Origin of the sequence: Clostridium homopropionicum DSM 5847, assembly GCF_001263795.1 — a bacterium.
GTDB classification, from domain to species: Bacteria; Bacillota; Clostridia; order Clostridiales; family Clostridiaceae; genus Clostridium_H; species Clostridium_H homopropionicum.
This window is the reverse complement of the sequence record NZ_LHUR01000011.1, coordinates 142,585-157,271: the sequence shown is the minus strand read 5'-3', so window position 1 is coordinate 157,271 and position 14,687 is coordinate 142,585. Positions and strand designations below refer to the sequence as shown.

The following is a 14,687-nucleotide window of genomic DNA, read 5'->3' as shown; positions in this document are numbered from 1 at the left end:
TGTAAGTATTGTCAGATTATTTTTTTACCATTTTAGCCATAATAAATCATTATTATCTAGAAAAGTTTTTTGTTCCAATATATAATTAGATTAATATATAATTGAGAAGGATTATAAGATAATATTAACAAAAATGTAATAATTGCTTATTTGGTTAGTAATATTTAATATTATTTTTAATTTAAAATTAAAAAAATATTAAAATTGTTTAAAATATCTAATAAATATAATATAATAATATAAAGGCTAATGGTTGGTAAATTACAAATTTATAGTCTATATACTAATTTTTAAGTAATTTATTGTTTATTTTTGACTTTTTATAGAAGGATTTTTAAGGTCTTATGAATAATATAATTAATTGGGAGAGGATATATTGAAAATTAACGATGTATCATTAAGTGCAAAAAATTATGATTTGTTGAAAAAATCTTTAGATGTATCTGTAGAAAGAGGCAGAGTTATTGCCAATAATATTGCTAATTTTAACACAAAAGGCTATAAAAGGTATTATGTAACCTTTGAAGATAGTTTAAAAGAAAGTCAAGAGGAGCTAGCTCTTGAGGTTACAGATGAAAAACATATTAAAAATTCTGTTGAATACGGGAAAAGTGAAATAAAAAAAGACGAATCTACAAGTATGAGAAAAGATGGGAATAATGTAGATGTAGATAATGAAATGACAAATTTAGCTGCAAATACTTTAAAATACAATGCTCTTATTACAGAATTAAATTCAAGAATTTCCATGAAAAGATACATAATATCAGGAGGAAAATAGAATGAGTGGTGCTTTTAATTCATTAAGAATAAGTTCTAGCGGACTTTCGGCAGAAAGACTTAGAATGGACACTATTGCGTCAAATATTGCAAATGCTACTACAACTAGAGGTGAAGATGGACAACCATATAGAAGAAAAATAGCTGTATTTGAAGAAAATTTAACAAATGAAATTAATAATTCTAAAGAAGTTAATCTAAATGGGGTTAAAGCTATAGGAATAGTAGATGATGACTCAGAACTTAGACGTGTGTACGATCCTACACATCCAGATGCTGATGCAGAAGGATATGTTTTAATGCCAAATGTAAATATTTTAAATGAAATGGCAGATATGATTGCAGCCACAAGAGCTTATGAAGCAAATGTTACTGCAATAAATTCAGAAAAAAGTATGTTTATGAAAGCACTAGAAATAGGTAGATAGGAGTAATTTTTATGAAAATAAATGAATTTATACCAAGTAATTATATATACTCAGGATTAGGAATAGTTAATAGTAAAGAAGAGGCACAAAATCAAAATAATTCTTTAGGCTTTGAAGAAACCCTAAAAACTAAGCTTGATGAAATTAATGATAAACAATTAGAAGCTGAAATGTCCACAGAAAGCTTTATAAAAGGAGAGGATATAGATATCCATGAAGTTATGTTAAAAACTGAAGAAGCTAAACTTTCTCTCGAACTTGCAGTACAAGTAAGGAATAAAATATTGGAGGCTTACCAAGAGATCAATCGAATGCAGGTATAGTTAGGAGTGCTAAATAAATGGACAAAATAAAAGAAACTTTTAGTAAATTGCTAGAAAAGATAAAAAATATGAGTAAGGGGAAAAAAATAGCATTCAGTGTACTTACAATTGGAATAATAATAAGTATTGTATTTACTATTATATTTTTTAATAAAACAAACTATGCTTTGCTTTATGGAAATGCAGATCCTAGCGATACACCAACAATTTTAGCAAAATTAAATGAGAAAAAAATAAAATATAAGATAGAAGATAATAATATAATGGTTCCAGAAGAAAGTGTTTCAGAATTAAGAATGGAACTTGCCCCACAACTTACAGGAGGATCACAGGGATATGAAATACTAGAACAGAGCAATACTTTTGGAATGACTGACAAAGAGAGAAATTTAAAATATAAAATTGCAATGGAAGGCGAGCTCGCAAGAAATATAATGATACTGCCAGAGGTGAAAAAAGCAGTAGTTTTATTAGTTATGCCTGAGGAAGGAAATTTTTTCAAGGAAGCTGAAAAAGCACAAGCTTCTGTTACTTTGGAAATTAACACTGGAAAAAGTATTACCAAGGATCAAGTAAAAGCAATAGTTTCCTTGATTACAGGAAGTGTTAAGAATTTACCAAAAGAAAATGTAAAAGTACTTGGTGTTGTAAATGGCAAAACTGTAGATTTAGCAGAAGGATTGTATAATGATGAAGAAGATAATGTTTCTTCTGCCATTGAAAAGCAACAGCAATATAAAAGTAGCTTAGAAAAGGCATATGAAAAGAAGATATTAAATTTACTATCTCCTAAGTATGGTGATGGGGTTAAGGTAGCAGTTGATCTTGACCTTGATTTTGATGCAAATGAAAAAACTACTATAACTGTAGATCCTAATCATGTAATTAAAAGTCAAGAGATATCTAAAAGTAGCTCAAATACAGCTCCAGGTACTACAAGCAGTGGACCAGTGGACAATAATATGACTAGTACATATAATACTTCAGGAACTAATACTCAATCTTCTGATGAAAAACAAATTACAAATTGGGACAATGGTACAACAAATGAGAAAACAGTTTCTGCACCTGGAAAGGTAAAAAGAATTTCAGCTTCAGTGGTAGTGAATAATGAAGAAATAACTGAAGAAGAAAGAGCAAGCATTAATAATTTAGTTGTGGCAGCAATAAGCTACAATCAAAGCAGAGGGGATATTATTAGCATAGAGGGTGCTAAATTTAATAACACTAGCGAAAGTGCTGCAGCAGAGGAAGCAGCAAAGCTTGCGGAAGAAGAGGCTGCTAATAAAAAGATGCTAATGTATAAATATATTGGAGCAGGAGTTGCAGGATTTATTCTATTACTCATTATTTTAATTTCAATGAGAAAGGCTAAGAAGACAAAAGAAGTGAAAGAAGAATTGGAAGGAATTGATGTATTGATAGATGAAAAAGTAGAACCAAAAGAAACACTTAAACCAATTGATTTTGAAGAAGAAAGTGAAAGTAGTCATATTGAAAAGGAAATTAAAAAATATGCTACTCAAAAACCAGATCAAGTTGCTGACATTATAAAATCATGGATGGCCGAAGATGAGAGGTGATGCGAATGGCAAAGGAAAATAAGTTAACTGGGGTTCAAAAAGCTGCCATTCTGTTCATAACCCTTGGACCAGAAGTAGCTTCAGGTATTATTAAGAGATTAGGTGATGCGGAAATACAAAAAATTACCTATGAAATAGCAAACATTACATCTGTAAAACAGAATCAAAGAGGAGAGATTCTGCAAGAATTCATAGAAATGAATAAGGCGAAGGACTATATTTTAGAGGGTGGCTTTGAATATGCAAGAAATCTTTTAGGAAAGGCACTGGGAAGTCAAAGAGCAAAAGAAATCTTAGAAAAGGTTTCAGAAGCAACCCAACAGTATAGACCTTTTGCCATTGCAAGAAAAGCTGATGCTCATCAACTATTAAATGTTATTTCCAATGAACATCCTCAAACTATAGCACTTATTTTATGCTATCTTCAAGCAGACAAGGCTGCTCAGATAATATCAGAATTATCAGAAGATGTACAAACAGAGGTTGCTTATAGAATAGCATCTATGGATAATACTTCTCCTATAGTTATAAAAGAAATAGAAAAAGTTTTAAATAGTAAGTTATCTTCTGTAGTAAGGACAGATATGACTATAATTGGTGGAGTTGAAACCCTTGTTGACATTCTGAACCAAGTTGATAGGACCACTGAAAAAAATATTACAGAAGGTTTGGAAAGAGAAGATCCAGAACTTGCAGAAAAAATCAAACAATCTATGTTTGTATTTGAAGATGTTATATCTCTTGATGATGTTTCTATTCAAAGAGTTCTTAGAGAGGTTGAAACAAAGGATCTTGCCCTTGCCCTTAAGGGTTGCTCTGAAGAAGTTGCTAATGCAATATTTAGAAATCAATCTAAGAGAGCAGCTGCTTCATTAAAGGAAGATATAGAATTCTTAGGACCTGTTAGACTTATGGATGTAGAAAAAGCTCAGCAGAAGATTGTTAGTATCATAAGAAGACTTGAAGATGCTGGAGAAATAATTGTTTCAAGAGGTGGAGAGGATGCTATCATCGTATAAAGTAATCAAAAGCAATAGTGTCATTGAGAATGGCAATGTGAAGATTAATACTGAGTACTCAATAAATAATAGTAATAATTCTACAAATAAAAAAGAACTTGGAGAAAAAAATGCTAAGGACTTTATAGAAAGCTATGAAGTCCTTGCTAGAACAATGCTTGAAAATGCAAGAAGAGAGAGCGATCAAGTTTTAGCAGTGGCCTATGAAGAAGCTAATAGACTTGAGCATCAGGCTTATGAAAAAGGAAGCTCAGAAGGCTATAAGACTGGATATGATAAGGGAGTCTCTGAAGGCAAAAAAATATTAGAAAAACAGATTAATGATGCAAAAATTAAAGAAAATAAGATTATTGCAAGTGCTGAAGAGATTTTATTGAAAGCAAATAAAGAGTATATAAAATATCTTGAGGAAAAGCAAGAAGAAATTAAAGGATTAATAATATCTATTGTTGAACATATATTAAAAAAAGAAATACAAGATAAAGAGGGCATAACTAATTTGGTACTTGATGCAATAGAATTGGCATATAAATCAAAGACAATAATTGTTAGATGTAATAATAAGTATACAGAAGATTTGAAAGATAAGATTGGAAACTGGAAAAATCAATCCATTTATAGAGGAGAAGCTTTTGTAGTAGGTGATGATACTATTGAAGAAGGTACAGCAATTATCCTAAGAGAAAATGGTAAAATAGTTGTAAGTGTAAATGATGCACTAGAAAAGGTTAGAGAAATATTTGCATTAGGTTAATAGTCATTTTTATATAAAGCAGTAGAAGGTTGGTGTAACATTGGCAATTTCACTAGACTTTAAGGGCATATGTAATAAAATTATAGAAATTGATTTTAAATATGTAGAGGGAATTGTAAAACAAGTAATTGGCTTAACTATAGAAGTAGAAGGAATAAAGGCCTTCGTTGGAGAAGTTTGTACTATATATAACGAAAAGGAACAGCCAATAACTTGTGAAGTTGTAGGTTTCAAAGAAGACAATGTAATTTTGATGCCTTTAGGTGAGATTATAGGTATATCTCCTGGATGTAAAGTGGTGCCAACTAAAAAACCTCTAAGTGTTAAGTGCTCAGAAGAATTGTTTGGAATGGTATTAGATGGACTAGGAAAACCCTTAAAGGGTCAAGAAATTAGAAGTTTTACTGAATATCCATTAGATACTTCACCACCAGATCCTCTTAAAAGAAGAAGAATTAAAGAGTGCTTACCAACTGGAGTGAGAGCCATTGATGGATTCTTAACCTGCGGGGAAGGTCAAAGAATAGGAATTTTCGCTGGTAGTGGAGTTGGTAAAAGTACTACTTTAGGTATGATAGCTAGAGAAGCTAAGGCTGATGTAAATGTAATAGCTCTTATTGGAGAAAGAGGAAGAGAAGTTCTTGACTTTATTGAAAAGGACTTAGGAGAAGAAGGACTAAAGAAATCAATAATAATATGCGCTACTTCTGATCAACCTGCTTTAGTAAGGCTCAAAGGGTCCTTTACTGCTACAGCAATTGCAGAATATTTTAGAGATAAAGGGAAAAAAGTTATATTAATGATGGATTCTGTAACCAGATTTGCCATGGCACAAAGAGAAGTAGGACTAGCTATTGGTGAACCACCAGCAACAAAAGGATATACTCCTTCAGTTTTTGCCATGCTACCAAGGCTAATGGAGAGGTCAGGTATGTCTGATAAGGGTTCAATAACTGCTTTTTACACAGTACTTGTAGATGGCGATGATTTTAATGAACCAATTGCAGATGCTGTAAGAGGTATATTAGATGGACATATTATTCTCTCAAGAAGCTTAGCTGCAAAAAATCATTATCCTGCTATTGATGTTCTTAATAGTGTAAGCAGATTAATGTCAGAAATAGCAGATGAAGATCATAAAAAATCCGCTTCAATTGGGAGAGATTTACTAGCTACCTATAATAATTCTGAAGACTTGATTAATATAGGAGCATATGTAAAAGGCAGCAATAAAAAAGTTGATTTAGCTATAAATTATATAGATGAAATAAATAATTATTTAAAACAAAAGGTTGATGAACACAGCAGCTTTAATGAGAGTATTTCTAGACTTAAAAATATGTTTAAGTAAATGAGGAATGTATAATATGTCAGGATTTAATTTTAGGCTCCAAAAAATTCTTGATATTCGATACCAAAAAGAAGAAGAAAGTAAAAGACATTTCAAAGAGGCTCAAGATAAAAAAAATAGAGTTCAGCAAAAATTAAATGAACTTAAAGAAAATTATAATAAATACTCTAAAGTTCAAACAGATGGAACTATGGTAGAAAGAAAAATAAGACAGAACTACTGTAATGTCCTGCACTTTAACATAAAAGAAACTACAGTAGAGCTAGATAAAAAAAATAAAGAATTAGAGTTAAGAAGAGAAGAGTTAAAAAAGAGTCAAATTGAAAGAAAGACTGTTGAAATTTTAAAAGATAACCAAAAACAAGCTTATCTTAAAGAGCAGCAATTGATAGAACAAAAATCTAATGATGAATTTGCTCTTTATGGATATATAAGAAATTTAAAAAATAAATAAGTGAAAGGAGGCAAGCAAATGAACAATTATTCTATGGATATGTCATTATACCTGAAAAACAACTTAGTAAAAAATACTGGTAGTAAGGTTGATGACAAAAATTATGGAGAAAATAATATTTCTATTGAAAAAAAGTATCCAAACGATAACAGCAAAAAAGACGATTTTAAAAAACTATTAGAAAAAAACTATGAAAGTCAAAATTCATACTCTAATGGAATTAAAAAAGACGATACTACAAACTCAAAAGATGATATAACAAATAATCAGATTTCTTTGAAGGAAGGAGATAATACCTCAAATAATATTGAAGATAATAATTCAATAATTAGCGAGGAAAATGTAAAAGCAGAAACCAATGCTAATAATGAAGAAGAATTAATACTGCTATTACTTCAAAATCTATTGAATGGGAAATTAGATCTTAAAGAGTTAAATGTAGAAAGTATTAAAAATTCTAATATTCTTGAAGGACTCTCAAAGGAACTTTCAGTTAAACTCATTGATATGCTTAAACAACAATTTTCCATACCTGAAAACAAAGCGAACAGTCTTTATGAATCTTTTAATAAGGAAATAATGTCAATACTAAATAACTCATTAAGTGAAGAAAATCTTAATAATTTATCAGTAAAAGATATATTAAGTGTTCTTTCTGAGAAAATATCAAAGGAAGTATATTCAAGTAATATTGGCATGGGTCTTATGAATGTTAGAAATGAACAAAGCTTAAAAGAAAAAGTTCAAGAAATTCTTGAAGCTAAATTGTCAAATAGTAACAGCATCCAAGAGGTAAAAACACAAATTGCAGCAAACACTACTAGCAGTTCTCAAAGTGAAGGTAATGACTTAAATAGTAGCTCTGGAAAAGAGGATAAATTTTTAAAGGAACTAGCTAACCTAGATAAAGGTGAAGTTGATACTAAAATGGACAAGGTGGCAAGCTTTATAAATGGACTTAATAGAACAATAACTACAACAAATACAGCTGAGGTTGCAAAAAATATTACTCTAAGCCGAGAGACTTTTGTTGAAGATGTCATAAAATCTATTAAATTTATGGATCAAAACAACATAAAAGAGATGACTGTAAAAATAGTTCCAAGAGAACTTGGCGAAGTGATAATAAAATTAACTTTAGAAAATGGAGCAATGAAGGCAAATATTACAGCAAACAACAAGGAAGCATATAACTTACTAAACTCTAATCTTCAAGAAATCAGCAGCAAGATTTCTAATACTGAAATAAAGATTCAAAACTTTTCAATGGATCTATATAACGGTGATACTACTTTTTTCAGCAATGAAAATAGTAAAGAGGATAGAAGACAGTATGAAAATAACAGCACTAAGTTAAAATCCAAAGGATCTTCAATTTCAGATGAAATAGAGACAGTTGATTCTACAAACAGATCTGAAAATAGTAGTTTACATGCTTTTGTATAGGAGGGATTAATGTGATAGATACAGTTGCAGCTTCTCAGACCGCTACTGAGAGAGGAACGAAAATTGTGAAGAAGGGTCAAGAAATGGACAAAAATGCCTTTCTTAGAATTCTAACTGCTGAGCTTACTAACCAGGATCCAATGAATGCTAAAGATTCTACAGCTTATGTTTCACAGTTAGCGCAGTTCTCTAGCTTAGAACAAATGGCAAATTTAAATAGCACAATGACTTTTACTTCTGCTAGCAATTTAGTGGGTAAGACAGTAGCTTTAGATGTTTACGATGACTATGGTAAGCAATATGGAGGTATAGTAAACAATGTTTCTAAAGTAGGAGATACTATAACAGTAACTGTAAATGTAGCAAAGTATAAGGGTGATGAAATAGTTGGATATGAAGATAAAGATTTTGACTTTAAAGAGGTTTCAGACATACTTGATGTACCAGATGATAAATCTCAAATCTTAACTTACTTAAGCCAAAACATTAGCTACCTAAATCAAAATATAAACTTTATGACAGCTTCATCTTTGATAAATAAGTCTGTTGATTTAAAATCTTCATCAGACAATGAGGAATATTCTGGTACAGTTAAAGAAGTGTATAAAGCTTCAGATGGTATTAAGATGAAAGTAATAATTGATGAAGAGGGTACAGAAAAAGAATTTAGCTACGGAGAGCTAATAAAAGTAAAATAAAGCTAGGTGATATATATGGGTTATAGAGTTATAAATGGACAAATGTATCCTATGAACGAGTTTTTGCATAGTAGTTCATCAGTACAAAAAAGTAATAAGATAGAATCGTGTTTTGATAAAATATTGGATAGCAAAATTAGTTGTAATTCAGATTTCACCATATCAAGTCATGCTGTTAAGAGGTTACAGGATAGAAATATTAAACTTGATAAAACAGATATGGATAACATAAATAAAGGTTTAAATTTAGCTAAAGAAAAAGGAGCAAAGGATTCTTTAATTCTTTACAAGGATCTTGCTTTAATTGCAAGTGTAAAGAATAGAACCATTATAACGGCCATGGATAAAAATAAAGATAGTGAAAATGTATTTACTAATATTGATAGTGTAGTACTATTATAGGCTGGACCGAAAGGAAGCCGAGCTTCGATGAACGACAGAGTCGAAGCAAATTATTAAGGTACTAGTTTACAGGTACTAGATTCTAGGAAAAGTAGTTTTGCTACAAGCAAAACTAAAAGTTTATTTTCGCCTAGTATCTAGGACCTAGTACCTAGAACCTAAAAAGTGTGGAGGTAATGAGATGTTAAGATCTATGTATTCAGGAATAAGTGGAATGAAAGTAAATCAAACAAAACTAGATGTTGCTGGTAATAATATTGCTAACGTTGGAACTACTGGATTTAAGAGTTCTAGAGTTAGATTTCAAGATATGTTAAGTCAGAATGTAACGGAAGCTCTTGGACCAGGAAGGAACCAAGGTGGTGTAAATCCTAGGCAAGTGGGCCTTGGAGTTCAATTAGCAGGAATAGATACAATTGTAACTCAAGGAATGATGCAGCCAACTAGCAGACCTTTAGATGTAGCTATGGATGGAGAGGGTTACTTTATAGTGGGTAAAGGAGAAATACCTAATTCAAATTATGCTGGAGTATTAGTAGATTCAAGGGAGCACAGTATTACAAATTCAAATGGAATGGAAATAAACTTCACTAGAGATGGTGCATTAACACTAGATTATCAAGGGAATCTGCTTACTTCAGATGGATATAGAGTTTTAGGTTATGATTTAAGTGAAAAGAAAGATCAGTATGGAAGAATAAGTGATATTAAAAGCATTGATTATTCAAGTAATGGAGTTGTAAACTTTGTTGATGTTGATGCAAAATATGGATTAAAGGCATCAGATACTTTAGTTCCTCTTAGAATTCCAGATGTTGTACATGTAGCAGCTTTTAAAAATGAAAAAGCTACAGATGGAACAGAGGTAGCTTCTAACTTTAATTATACAGGTACAGGTAAGATATTAAATGATGATGGAACTTCTGTAGTAGATCCTATTCCTAATATATTAATAACTACACCTTCACCAAATGGAGTATACACTGGGACAACAGATCTTCAAATACAGGTTAAATGGGTAGATAGTCCTAAAACTCAACCAGATGGTACAGACTGGGGTACTACTGCTGTTGAAGGTGGATATAGAGTATTCATCAATGGAAATGAATTTAAGGGCTTAGATGGTAATTTTACAATAAATGTTGATGCTAAAGGAAAAGTTGATTTACTAGATGAAGATTATGATGGAACAGCAGTCACAACTTTAACTCTAGATGGTGAACCAACTGGTATGGAGGACGTAGATAGGCCTAAATATAGTTGGGATTTTAATGTTACTGCAGAGAGAGAGAAGAAGGTTAGAAGCTTTTCAATAGAAAAAGATGGTGTTATCAAAGCAGTGTTAGACGACGGAAGTGTAAGTGCTCTTGGGCAAATAGCAGTGTCTTCTTTCAAAAATCCAGGTGGTCTTAGTAAATTAGGTAGAAACTTATATCAAAATACTGCAAATTCTGGAGAAGCTATAGTAAAAAGTGGGGCAGGAGCAGCTGCAGCTAATGATAATACTGATGGCTTTGGTGATATGCTTCAAGGAAATCTTGAAATGTCAAATGTTGATCTAGCTGAACAATTCACTGATATGATAGTAACCACAAGGGCTTTTCAAGCGGCTGGTAAAATGATTTCAACAGGAGATGAAATTTTACAGGATATTATTAATTTAAAGAGATAATTTTCAGTAACCAGTTTACCAGTAACTAGTTACCAGTAACCAGATATCAGTTTACCAGTAATCCTGGTTACTGAACACTGAACACTGAATACTGGTTACTGGACACTGGATACTAAAAAGGTGGTTTTAACAATGATAAGCTTAATTGGTTTAAATAACAAACAATTTTATTTAAATGCTGAGCACATTGAAAAAATGGAGGAAGTTCCGGAAACTTTAATTACATTAACTAATGGAAAGAAGTATATAGTTCTTGAAACTCCTAAAGAGGTAATAGATAGAATTATAGAGTATAAACGAAAGATTTTTACATTGGGTTTATAGGAGGCTATTTAGGATGAAAAGACAAGACATGCTTACCTTAATAGGATTTTTCTTAGGGTCAGGACTTATGGTTTATGGTATGCTAAGTGGAGGGGGTACTTTTAAAATGTTCTTCGACCCTGCTTCCATAGCAATAACCGTAGGTGGATCAATTAGTGCTTTATTAATAAACTATCCTATAACTGAGTTTAAGAGAATTTCTAAGGTAATAGTCCAATCCTTTAAGGAAACCAGCATGGCTGGCTTAGATATTATTAACGAATTTGGGGAATTATCAAAGAAAGCCAGGAGAGAAGGGTTACTCTCTTTAGAAGAGGATATAGATAAGGTAGAAGATGCTTTTTTAAAAAAGGGACTTCAAATGGTTGTTGATGGAATTGAACCAGAAACTATTAGAGAAATTCTTGAACTAGAAATTGGTGAAATGGAAAAAAGACATAAGGATGGTTCAGATATGCTTAGATCTTGGGCAGCCTATGCACCTGCCTTCGGTATGTTAGGAACATTAATTGGACTTATTCAAATGCTTGCTAATCTAAACGACCCTTCAAGTCTTGGACCTGGTATGGGTAAAGCGCTTATTACAACTTATTATGGTTCATTGATAGCTAGCTTAATTGCAAATCCAACAGCAGCTAACTTAGCCTATAAAAGTGGTCGAGAATCCACAATAAGAGAAATGATGCTAGAGGGAATTCTAGCTATACAGTCAGGAGTAAATCCAAGAATTGTTGAAGAAAAATTAGCGTCATATTTGAATCCTTCAGATAAGAAAAAGTACTTTGAACTCCAAGGGGCTAATGAGGAGGGAGCAGATGTCTAAAAGAAAGAAGGCACCAGAAGGTGAAATAAATACAGAAGCGTGGCTTGCTACTTATGCTGATACCATAACCCTTGTATTAACCTTTTTCGTGCTATTATACTCTTACTCTAGCATAGATTCTATAAAGTTTAAACAACTTACATCATCTCTTCAATCAGTACTTACTGGTAAAAACGATACCTCTATATTAGAGTATAATTTTGAAGGACAAGTACCGATTGTTGGACCACCTCAGGATATGGGACCTCAGCAAGGGGGACAGCAGGATGATTTGTATAATAAAGTAAAAAAATTTGTTGATTCAAACAACTTAAAGGATTCAGTTCAAATAAAAAAAGATACTAGAGGAATAATTATGGTTTTAAAGGACAATATTTTATTTGACATTGGAAAGGCAGATATTAAAACTCAAAGTAAGTCTATATTAGATAAAATAAGTTCTTTACTAAACTCCCTTCCAAATGAAGTAATTATTGAAGGACATACTGATAATGTTCCTATTAGCAATTATGAGTTTGCAAGCAACTGGGAATTATCCACCCAAAGAGCAGTAAATGTCTTGAAATATTTTGTTCAAAATAAAGGAATGAAGCCTGAAAGATTTCAAGCTGCCGGATATGGTGAATATAGGCCAGTTGCACCTAATGATACCTATGCTAATAGGGCACAAAATAGAAGAGTTAACATATTAGTTTCAGCAAGTGAAAAGGAGAAAAGTTAATATGGCAGAGAAAGTAAAAAAAGAAAAAGCAGAAGGATCAAAGGGAAATATTCTAAAAATAATTATAATAATTTTATTAATCGCAGTATTGATAGCTGGTGGAACAGCAGCTGGGTATATTTTTGCTACTAAGATGAAACCAAGTCAAACTACTACTGCCACTAATCAAGCAGCAGTAAATATTAAAACCTTCTCTTTAGATGAATTTTTAGTTAACTTAAAAGCTGACAATACCTCTGGCTATTTAAAAACTAAAATTTATATAGGATACGATGGTGACAACAAGGATTATAAAAATTTACCAACAGAATTAGAAGATAAGAAGCCAATATTAAGAGATGCTGTTAATTCAATTCTTAGAAATAAAAAAACTACTGATTTTAACGAAGCAGGGGTAGAACAAATAAAGAAAGAAATTAAGGATAGAATAAACCCATTATTAAAAGAAGGGCAAATTGAAAATGTATATTTCTATGATATAATCGTTCAAGCTCAGTAAGGAAGTTTTTATATGGATACAGTAATGACTATAGTTAAATTAATATTATTTTTACCCTTTATAATTTTTCTAATATATTTATTCTTTAGATATGGTGGGGGAAAGCTTCAAGAAATGCAGAATGGGAAATATATGAAAATACTAGATAGAATGCCTATTTCCAAGGACAATAGTTTGCTTATTGTAAAGATTGGAGAAGAAGCTCATGTGATATCTTCTTCCCAGAGAGAAATTAAAATTTTAATGACTCTTCCAAAGGATAAAATGGATGAATTAGAAAAATTAAATAATATACCTGAATACACTAATGTTAAAGATGTATTAAACAAACTTAAATTGAAAAAGGACGATAAAAAATGAGAAAATATAAAGGGTTTTTATTTTTCCTGATTTTAATAGGTGCATTTTTATTAATAAATATAACAGCATATGCAGCACCAGAAACCTTGCCAATTCCTAAAATTGATATTTCTATAGATAATGCAGGGACACCTAAAAATTATGTAGATAACATAAAGCTTCTTATTATGCTTACAGTGATTTCATTACTTCCTTCATTTTTAGTAATGATGACTAGCTTTACAAGAATAATAGTTGTATTAGGCTTTGTGAAAAATGCTTTAGGTACCCAACAAGCACCACCAAATCAAGTATTAATTGGACTAGCATTATTTTTAACTGTATTCATTATGGCACCTACTTTTAATTCTATAAACAAGGACGCTGTACAGCCATTTCTAGAAAATAAAATTAATCAACAACAGGCAATGGACAATGCAGCAAAGCCCATAAGGAAATTTATGTTGAAGGAAACAAATGATAAAGATTTGGAGTTGTTTTTAGATATTTCTAAAATTGATAAAACAAACATCAAGGTGGATAATGTTCCCCTTTATATTGTAATTCCAGCCTTTATTATTAGCGAGTTAAAGACCGCTTTTACAATAGGTTTTTTAATTTATATACCATTTATTATAATTGATATTGTTGTTGCTAGCGTATTAATGTCTATGGGTATGTTCATGCTGCCTCCAGTAATGATTTCATTACCTTTTAAACTTTTATTATTTGTTATGGTAGATGGATGGTATCTGTTAGTCAAATCTCTAGTTATGGGATTTTCGTGAGGTGATATTAAATGAGTGAGGATATGATAATAGGGATATTGAAAGATGCCATTTCAACAGGAATTAAAGTTTCAGCTCCAATTTTAATTGTTTCAATAGTAATAGGTTTAGTAATAAGTATATTTCAAGCTACTACACAAATTCAGGAACAAACCTTAACCTTTGTTCCAAAACTTATTGCAATTGCATTAGTAGGGCTTATTACTGCAAAATTTATGAACCAAACTATTGTAAGTTTTACTGAAAGAATATTTGAAATTATCGCTAGTATCTCAAAGTAGGT

The 14,687-nt window shown here is 31.2% G+C and carries 19 protein-coding genes; all 19 read left to right on the top strand.

Going from position 1 to position 14,687, the window contains the following annotated elements; translation table 11 throughout:
- The first annotated feature begins 376 nt into the window (after window positions 1–376).
- The 19 genes from flgB (at window position 377) to fliQ (ending at window position 14,685) form a co-directional block, all read left to right on the top strand.
- Window positions 377–781 carry a flagellar basal body rod protein FlgB gene (flgB, locus tag CLHOM_RS02980; protein ID WP_052220200.1) on the top strand — a complete coding sequence of 135 codons (405 nt, stop codon included), beginning with the start codon at window positions 377–379 and terminating at the stop codon, window positions 779–781.
- A 1-nt stretch (window position 782) separates the two neighbouring features.
- Window positions 783–1,208: a flagellar basal body rod protein FlgC gene (gene flgC / locus CLHOM_RS02975; protein ID WP_052220199.1), complete on the top strand. Its 426-nt coding sequence runs from the start codon at window positions 783–785 to the stop codon at window positions 1,206–1,208.
- 11 nt (window positions 1,209–1,219) lie between these two features.
- A complete protein-coding gene (fliE, locus tag CLHOM_RS02970; RefSeq protein WP_052220198.1) occupies window positions 1,220–1,531 on the top strand; it encodes a flagellar hook-basal body complex protein FliE in 312 nt (103 codons plus the stop codon).
- A gap of 17 nt (window positions 1,532–1,548) precedes the next feature.
- Window positions 1,549–3,114, top strand: a complete 1,566-nt coding sequence (gene fliF, locus CLHOM_RS02965) for a flagellar basal-body MS-ring/collar protein FliF (protein WP_052220197.1) — start codon at window positions 1,549–1,551, stop codon at window positions 3,112–3,114.
- A 5-nt stretch (window positions 3,115–3,119) separates the two neighbouring features.
- Window positions 3,120–4,133, top strand: coding sequence for a flagellar motor switch protein FliG (fliG, locus tag CLHOM_RS02960; RefSeq protein WP_052220196.1), 1,014 nt, complete (start codon window positions 3,120–3,122; stop codon window positions 4,131–4,133).
- Window positions 4,117–4,887: a FliH/SctL family protein gene (locus CLHOM_RS02955; RefSeq protein WP_052220195.1), complete on the top strand. Its 771-nt coding sequence runs from the start codon at window positions 4,117–4,119 to the stop codon at window positions 4,885–4,887. Before fliG ends, CLHOM_RS02955 begins: the two co-directional genes overlap by 17 nt.
- Window positions 4,888–4,927: 40 nt before the next feature.
- Window positions 4,928–6,238 carry a flagellar protein export ATPase FliI gene (gene fliI / locus CLHOM_RS02950; protein ID WP_052220194.1) on the top strand — a complete coding sequence of 437 codons (1,311 nt, stop codon included), beginning with the start codon at window positions 4,928–4,930 and terminating at the stop codon, window positions 6,236–6,238.
- Window positions 6,239–6,254: 16 nt separating this feature from the next.
- Window positions 6,255–6,692, top strand: coding sequence for a flagellar export protein FliJ (gene fliJ / locus CLHOM_RS02945; RefSeq protein WP_052220193.1), 438 nt, complete (start codon window positions 6,255–6,257; stop codon window positions 6,690–6,692).
- Window positions 6,693–6,710: 18 nt separating this feature from the next.
- Window positions 6,711–8,138, top strand: a complete 1,428-nt coding sequence (locus CLHOM_RS18110; protein ID WP_074782777.1) for a flagellar hook-length control protein FliK — start codon at window positions 6,711–6,713, stop codon at window positions 8,136–8,138.
- An 11-nt stretch (window positions 8,139–8,149) separates the two neighbouring features.
- Complete coding sequence (locus CLHOM_RS02940) at window positions 8,150–8,836, top strand: flagellar hook assembly protein FlgD (protein ID WP_242846727.1); 687 nt, start codon at window positions 8,150–8,152, stop codon at window positions 8,834–8,836.
- Window positions 8,837–8,851: 15 nt separating this feature from the next.
- Window positions 8,852–9,238 carry a TIGR02530 family flagellar biosynthesis protein gene (locus CLHOM_RS02935; RefSeq protein ID WP_052220192.1) on the top strand — a complete coding sequence of 129 codons (387 nt, stop codon included), beginning with the start codon at window positions 8,852–8,854 and terminating at the stop codon, window positions 9,236–9,238.
- 181 nt (window positions 9,239–9,419) lie between these two features.
- Entirely contained in the window at window positions 9,420–10,910 is a 1,491-nt protein-coding gene (locus tag CLHOM_RS02930) for a flagellar hook protein FlgE (RefSeq protein ID WP_052220191.1), read from the top strand.
- Window positions 10,911–11,042: 132 nt separating this feature from the next.
- Window positions 11,043–11,234 carry a flagellar FlbD family protein gene (locus CLHOM_RS02925; RefSeq protein ID WP_052220190.1) on the top strand — a complete coding sequence of 64 codons (192 nt, stop codon included), beginning with the start codon at window positions 11,043–11,045 and terminating at the stop codon, window positions 11,232–11,234.
- Between the two features lie 13 nt (window positions 11,235–11,247).
- Window positions 11,248–12,057 (top strand): motility protein A, encoded by an 810-nt coding sequence (locus CLHOM_RS02920; protein ID WP_052220189.1) that lies wholly within the window; start codon window positions 11,248–11,250, stop codon window positions 12,055–12,057.
- On the top strand, window positions 12,050–12,778 hold the full coding sequence (locus tag CLHOM_RS02915) for an OmpA family protein (protein ID WP_052220188.1): 729 nt from the start codon (window positions 12,050–12,052) through the stop codon (window positions 12,776–12,778). Before CLHOM_RS02920 ends, CLHOM_RS02915 begins: the two co-directional genes overlap by 8 nt.
- A 1-nt stretch (window position 12,779) precedes the next feature.
- Window positions 12,780–13,277: a flagellar basal body-associated FliL family protein gene (locus CLHOM_RS02910; RefSeq protein ID WP_052220187.1), complete on the top strand. Its 498-nt coding sequence runs from the start codon at window positions 12,780–12,782 to the stop codon at window positions 13,275–13,277.
- 12 nt (window positions 13,278–13,289) lie between these two features.
- Window positions 13,290–13,637, top strand: coding sequence for a flagellar biosynthetic protein FliO (gene fliO / locus CLHOM_RS02905; RefSeq protein ID WP_052220186.1), 348 nt, complete (start codon window positions 13,290–13,292; stop codon window positions 13,635–13,637).
- Entirely contained in the window at window positions 13,634–14,404 is a 771-nt protein-coding gene (gene fliP, locus CLHOM_RS02900) for a flagellar type III secretion system pore protein FliP (protein ID WP_052220185.1), read from the top strand. The genes fliO and fliP overlap by 4 nt, the downstream gene beginning before the upstream one ends.
- An 11-nt stretch (window positions 14,405–14,415) precedes the next feature.
- The gene (gene fliQ, locus CLHOM_RS02895; RefSeq protein WP_052220184.1) at window positions 14,416–14,685 is read left to right on the top strand and encodes a flagellar biosynthesis protein FliQ; all 270 of its coding nucleotides are present in this window, start codon (window positions 14,416–14,418) and stop codon (window positions 14,683–14,685) included.
- The last annotated feature ends 2 nt before the right edge of the window (window positions 14,686–14,687 follow it).

Coding starts and splice junctions, on each gene's coding strand:
- flgC (WP_052220199.1), top strand. CDS start 783: ATGAGTGGTGCTTTTAATTCATTAAGAATAAGTTCTAGCGGACTTTCG.
- fliE (WP_052220198.1), top strand. CDS start 1,220: ATGAAAATAAATGAATTTATACCAAGTAATTATATATACTCAGGATTA.
- fliF (WP_052220197.1), top strand. CDS start 1,549: ATGGACAAAATAAAAGAAACTTTTAGTAAATTGCTAGAAAAGATAAAA.
- fliG (WP_052220196.1), top strand. CDS start 3,120: ATGGCAAAGGAAAATAAGTTAACTGGGGTTCAAAAAGCTGCCATTCTG.
- CLHOM_RS02955 (WP_052220195.1), top strand. CDS start 4,117: ATGCTATCATCGTATAAAGTAATCAAAAGCAATAGTGTCATTGAGAAT.
- fliJ (WP_052220193.1), top strand. CDS start 6,255: ATGTCAGGATTTAATTTTAGGCTCCAAAAAATTCTTGATATTCGATAC.
- CLHOM_RS18110 (WP_074782777.1), top strand. CDS start 6,711: ATGAACAATTATTCTATGGATATGTCATTATACCTGAAAAACAACTTA.
- CLHOM_RS02935 (WP_052220192.1), top strand. CDS start 8,852: ATGGGTTATAGAGTTATAAATGGACAAATGTATCCTATGAACGAGTTT.
- CLHOM_RS02930 (WP_052220191.1), top strand. CDS start 9,420: ATGTTAAGATCTATGTATTCAGGAATAAGTGGAATGAAAGTAAATCAA.
- CLHOM_RS02925 (WP_052220190.1), top strand. CDS start 11,043: ATGATAAGCTTAATTGGTTTAAATAACAAACAATTTTATTTAAATGCT.
- CLHOM_RS02920 (WP_052220189.1), top strand. CDS start 11,248: ATGAAAAGACAAGACATGCTTACCTTAATAGGATTTTTCTTAGGGTCA.
- CLHOM_RS02915 (WP_052220188.1), top strand. CDS start 12,050: ATGTCTAAAAGAAAGAAGGCACCAGAAGGTGAAATAAATACAGAAGCG.
- CLHOM_RS02910 (WP_052220187.1), top strand. CDS start 12,780: ATGGCAGAGAAAGTAAAAAAAGAAAAAGCAGAAGGATCAAAGGGAAAT.
- fliO (WP_052220186.1), top strand. CDS start 13,290: ATGGATACAGTAATGACTATAGTTAAATTAATATTATTTTTACCCTTT.
- fliP (WP_052220185.1), top strand. CDS start 13,634: ATGAGAAAATATAAAGGGTTTTTATTTTTCCTGATTTTAATAGGTGCA.
- fliQ (WP_052220184.1), top strand. CDS start 14,416: ATGAGTGAGGATATGATAATAGGGATATTGAAAGATGCCATTTCAACA.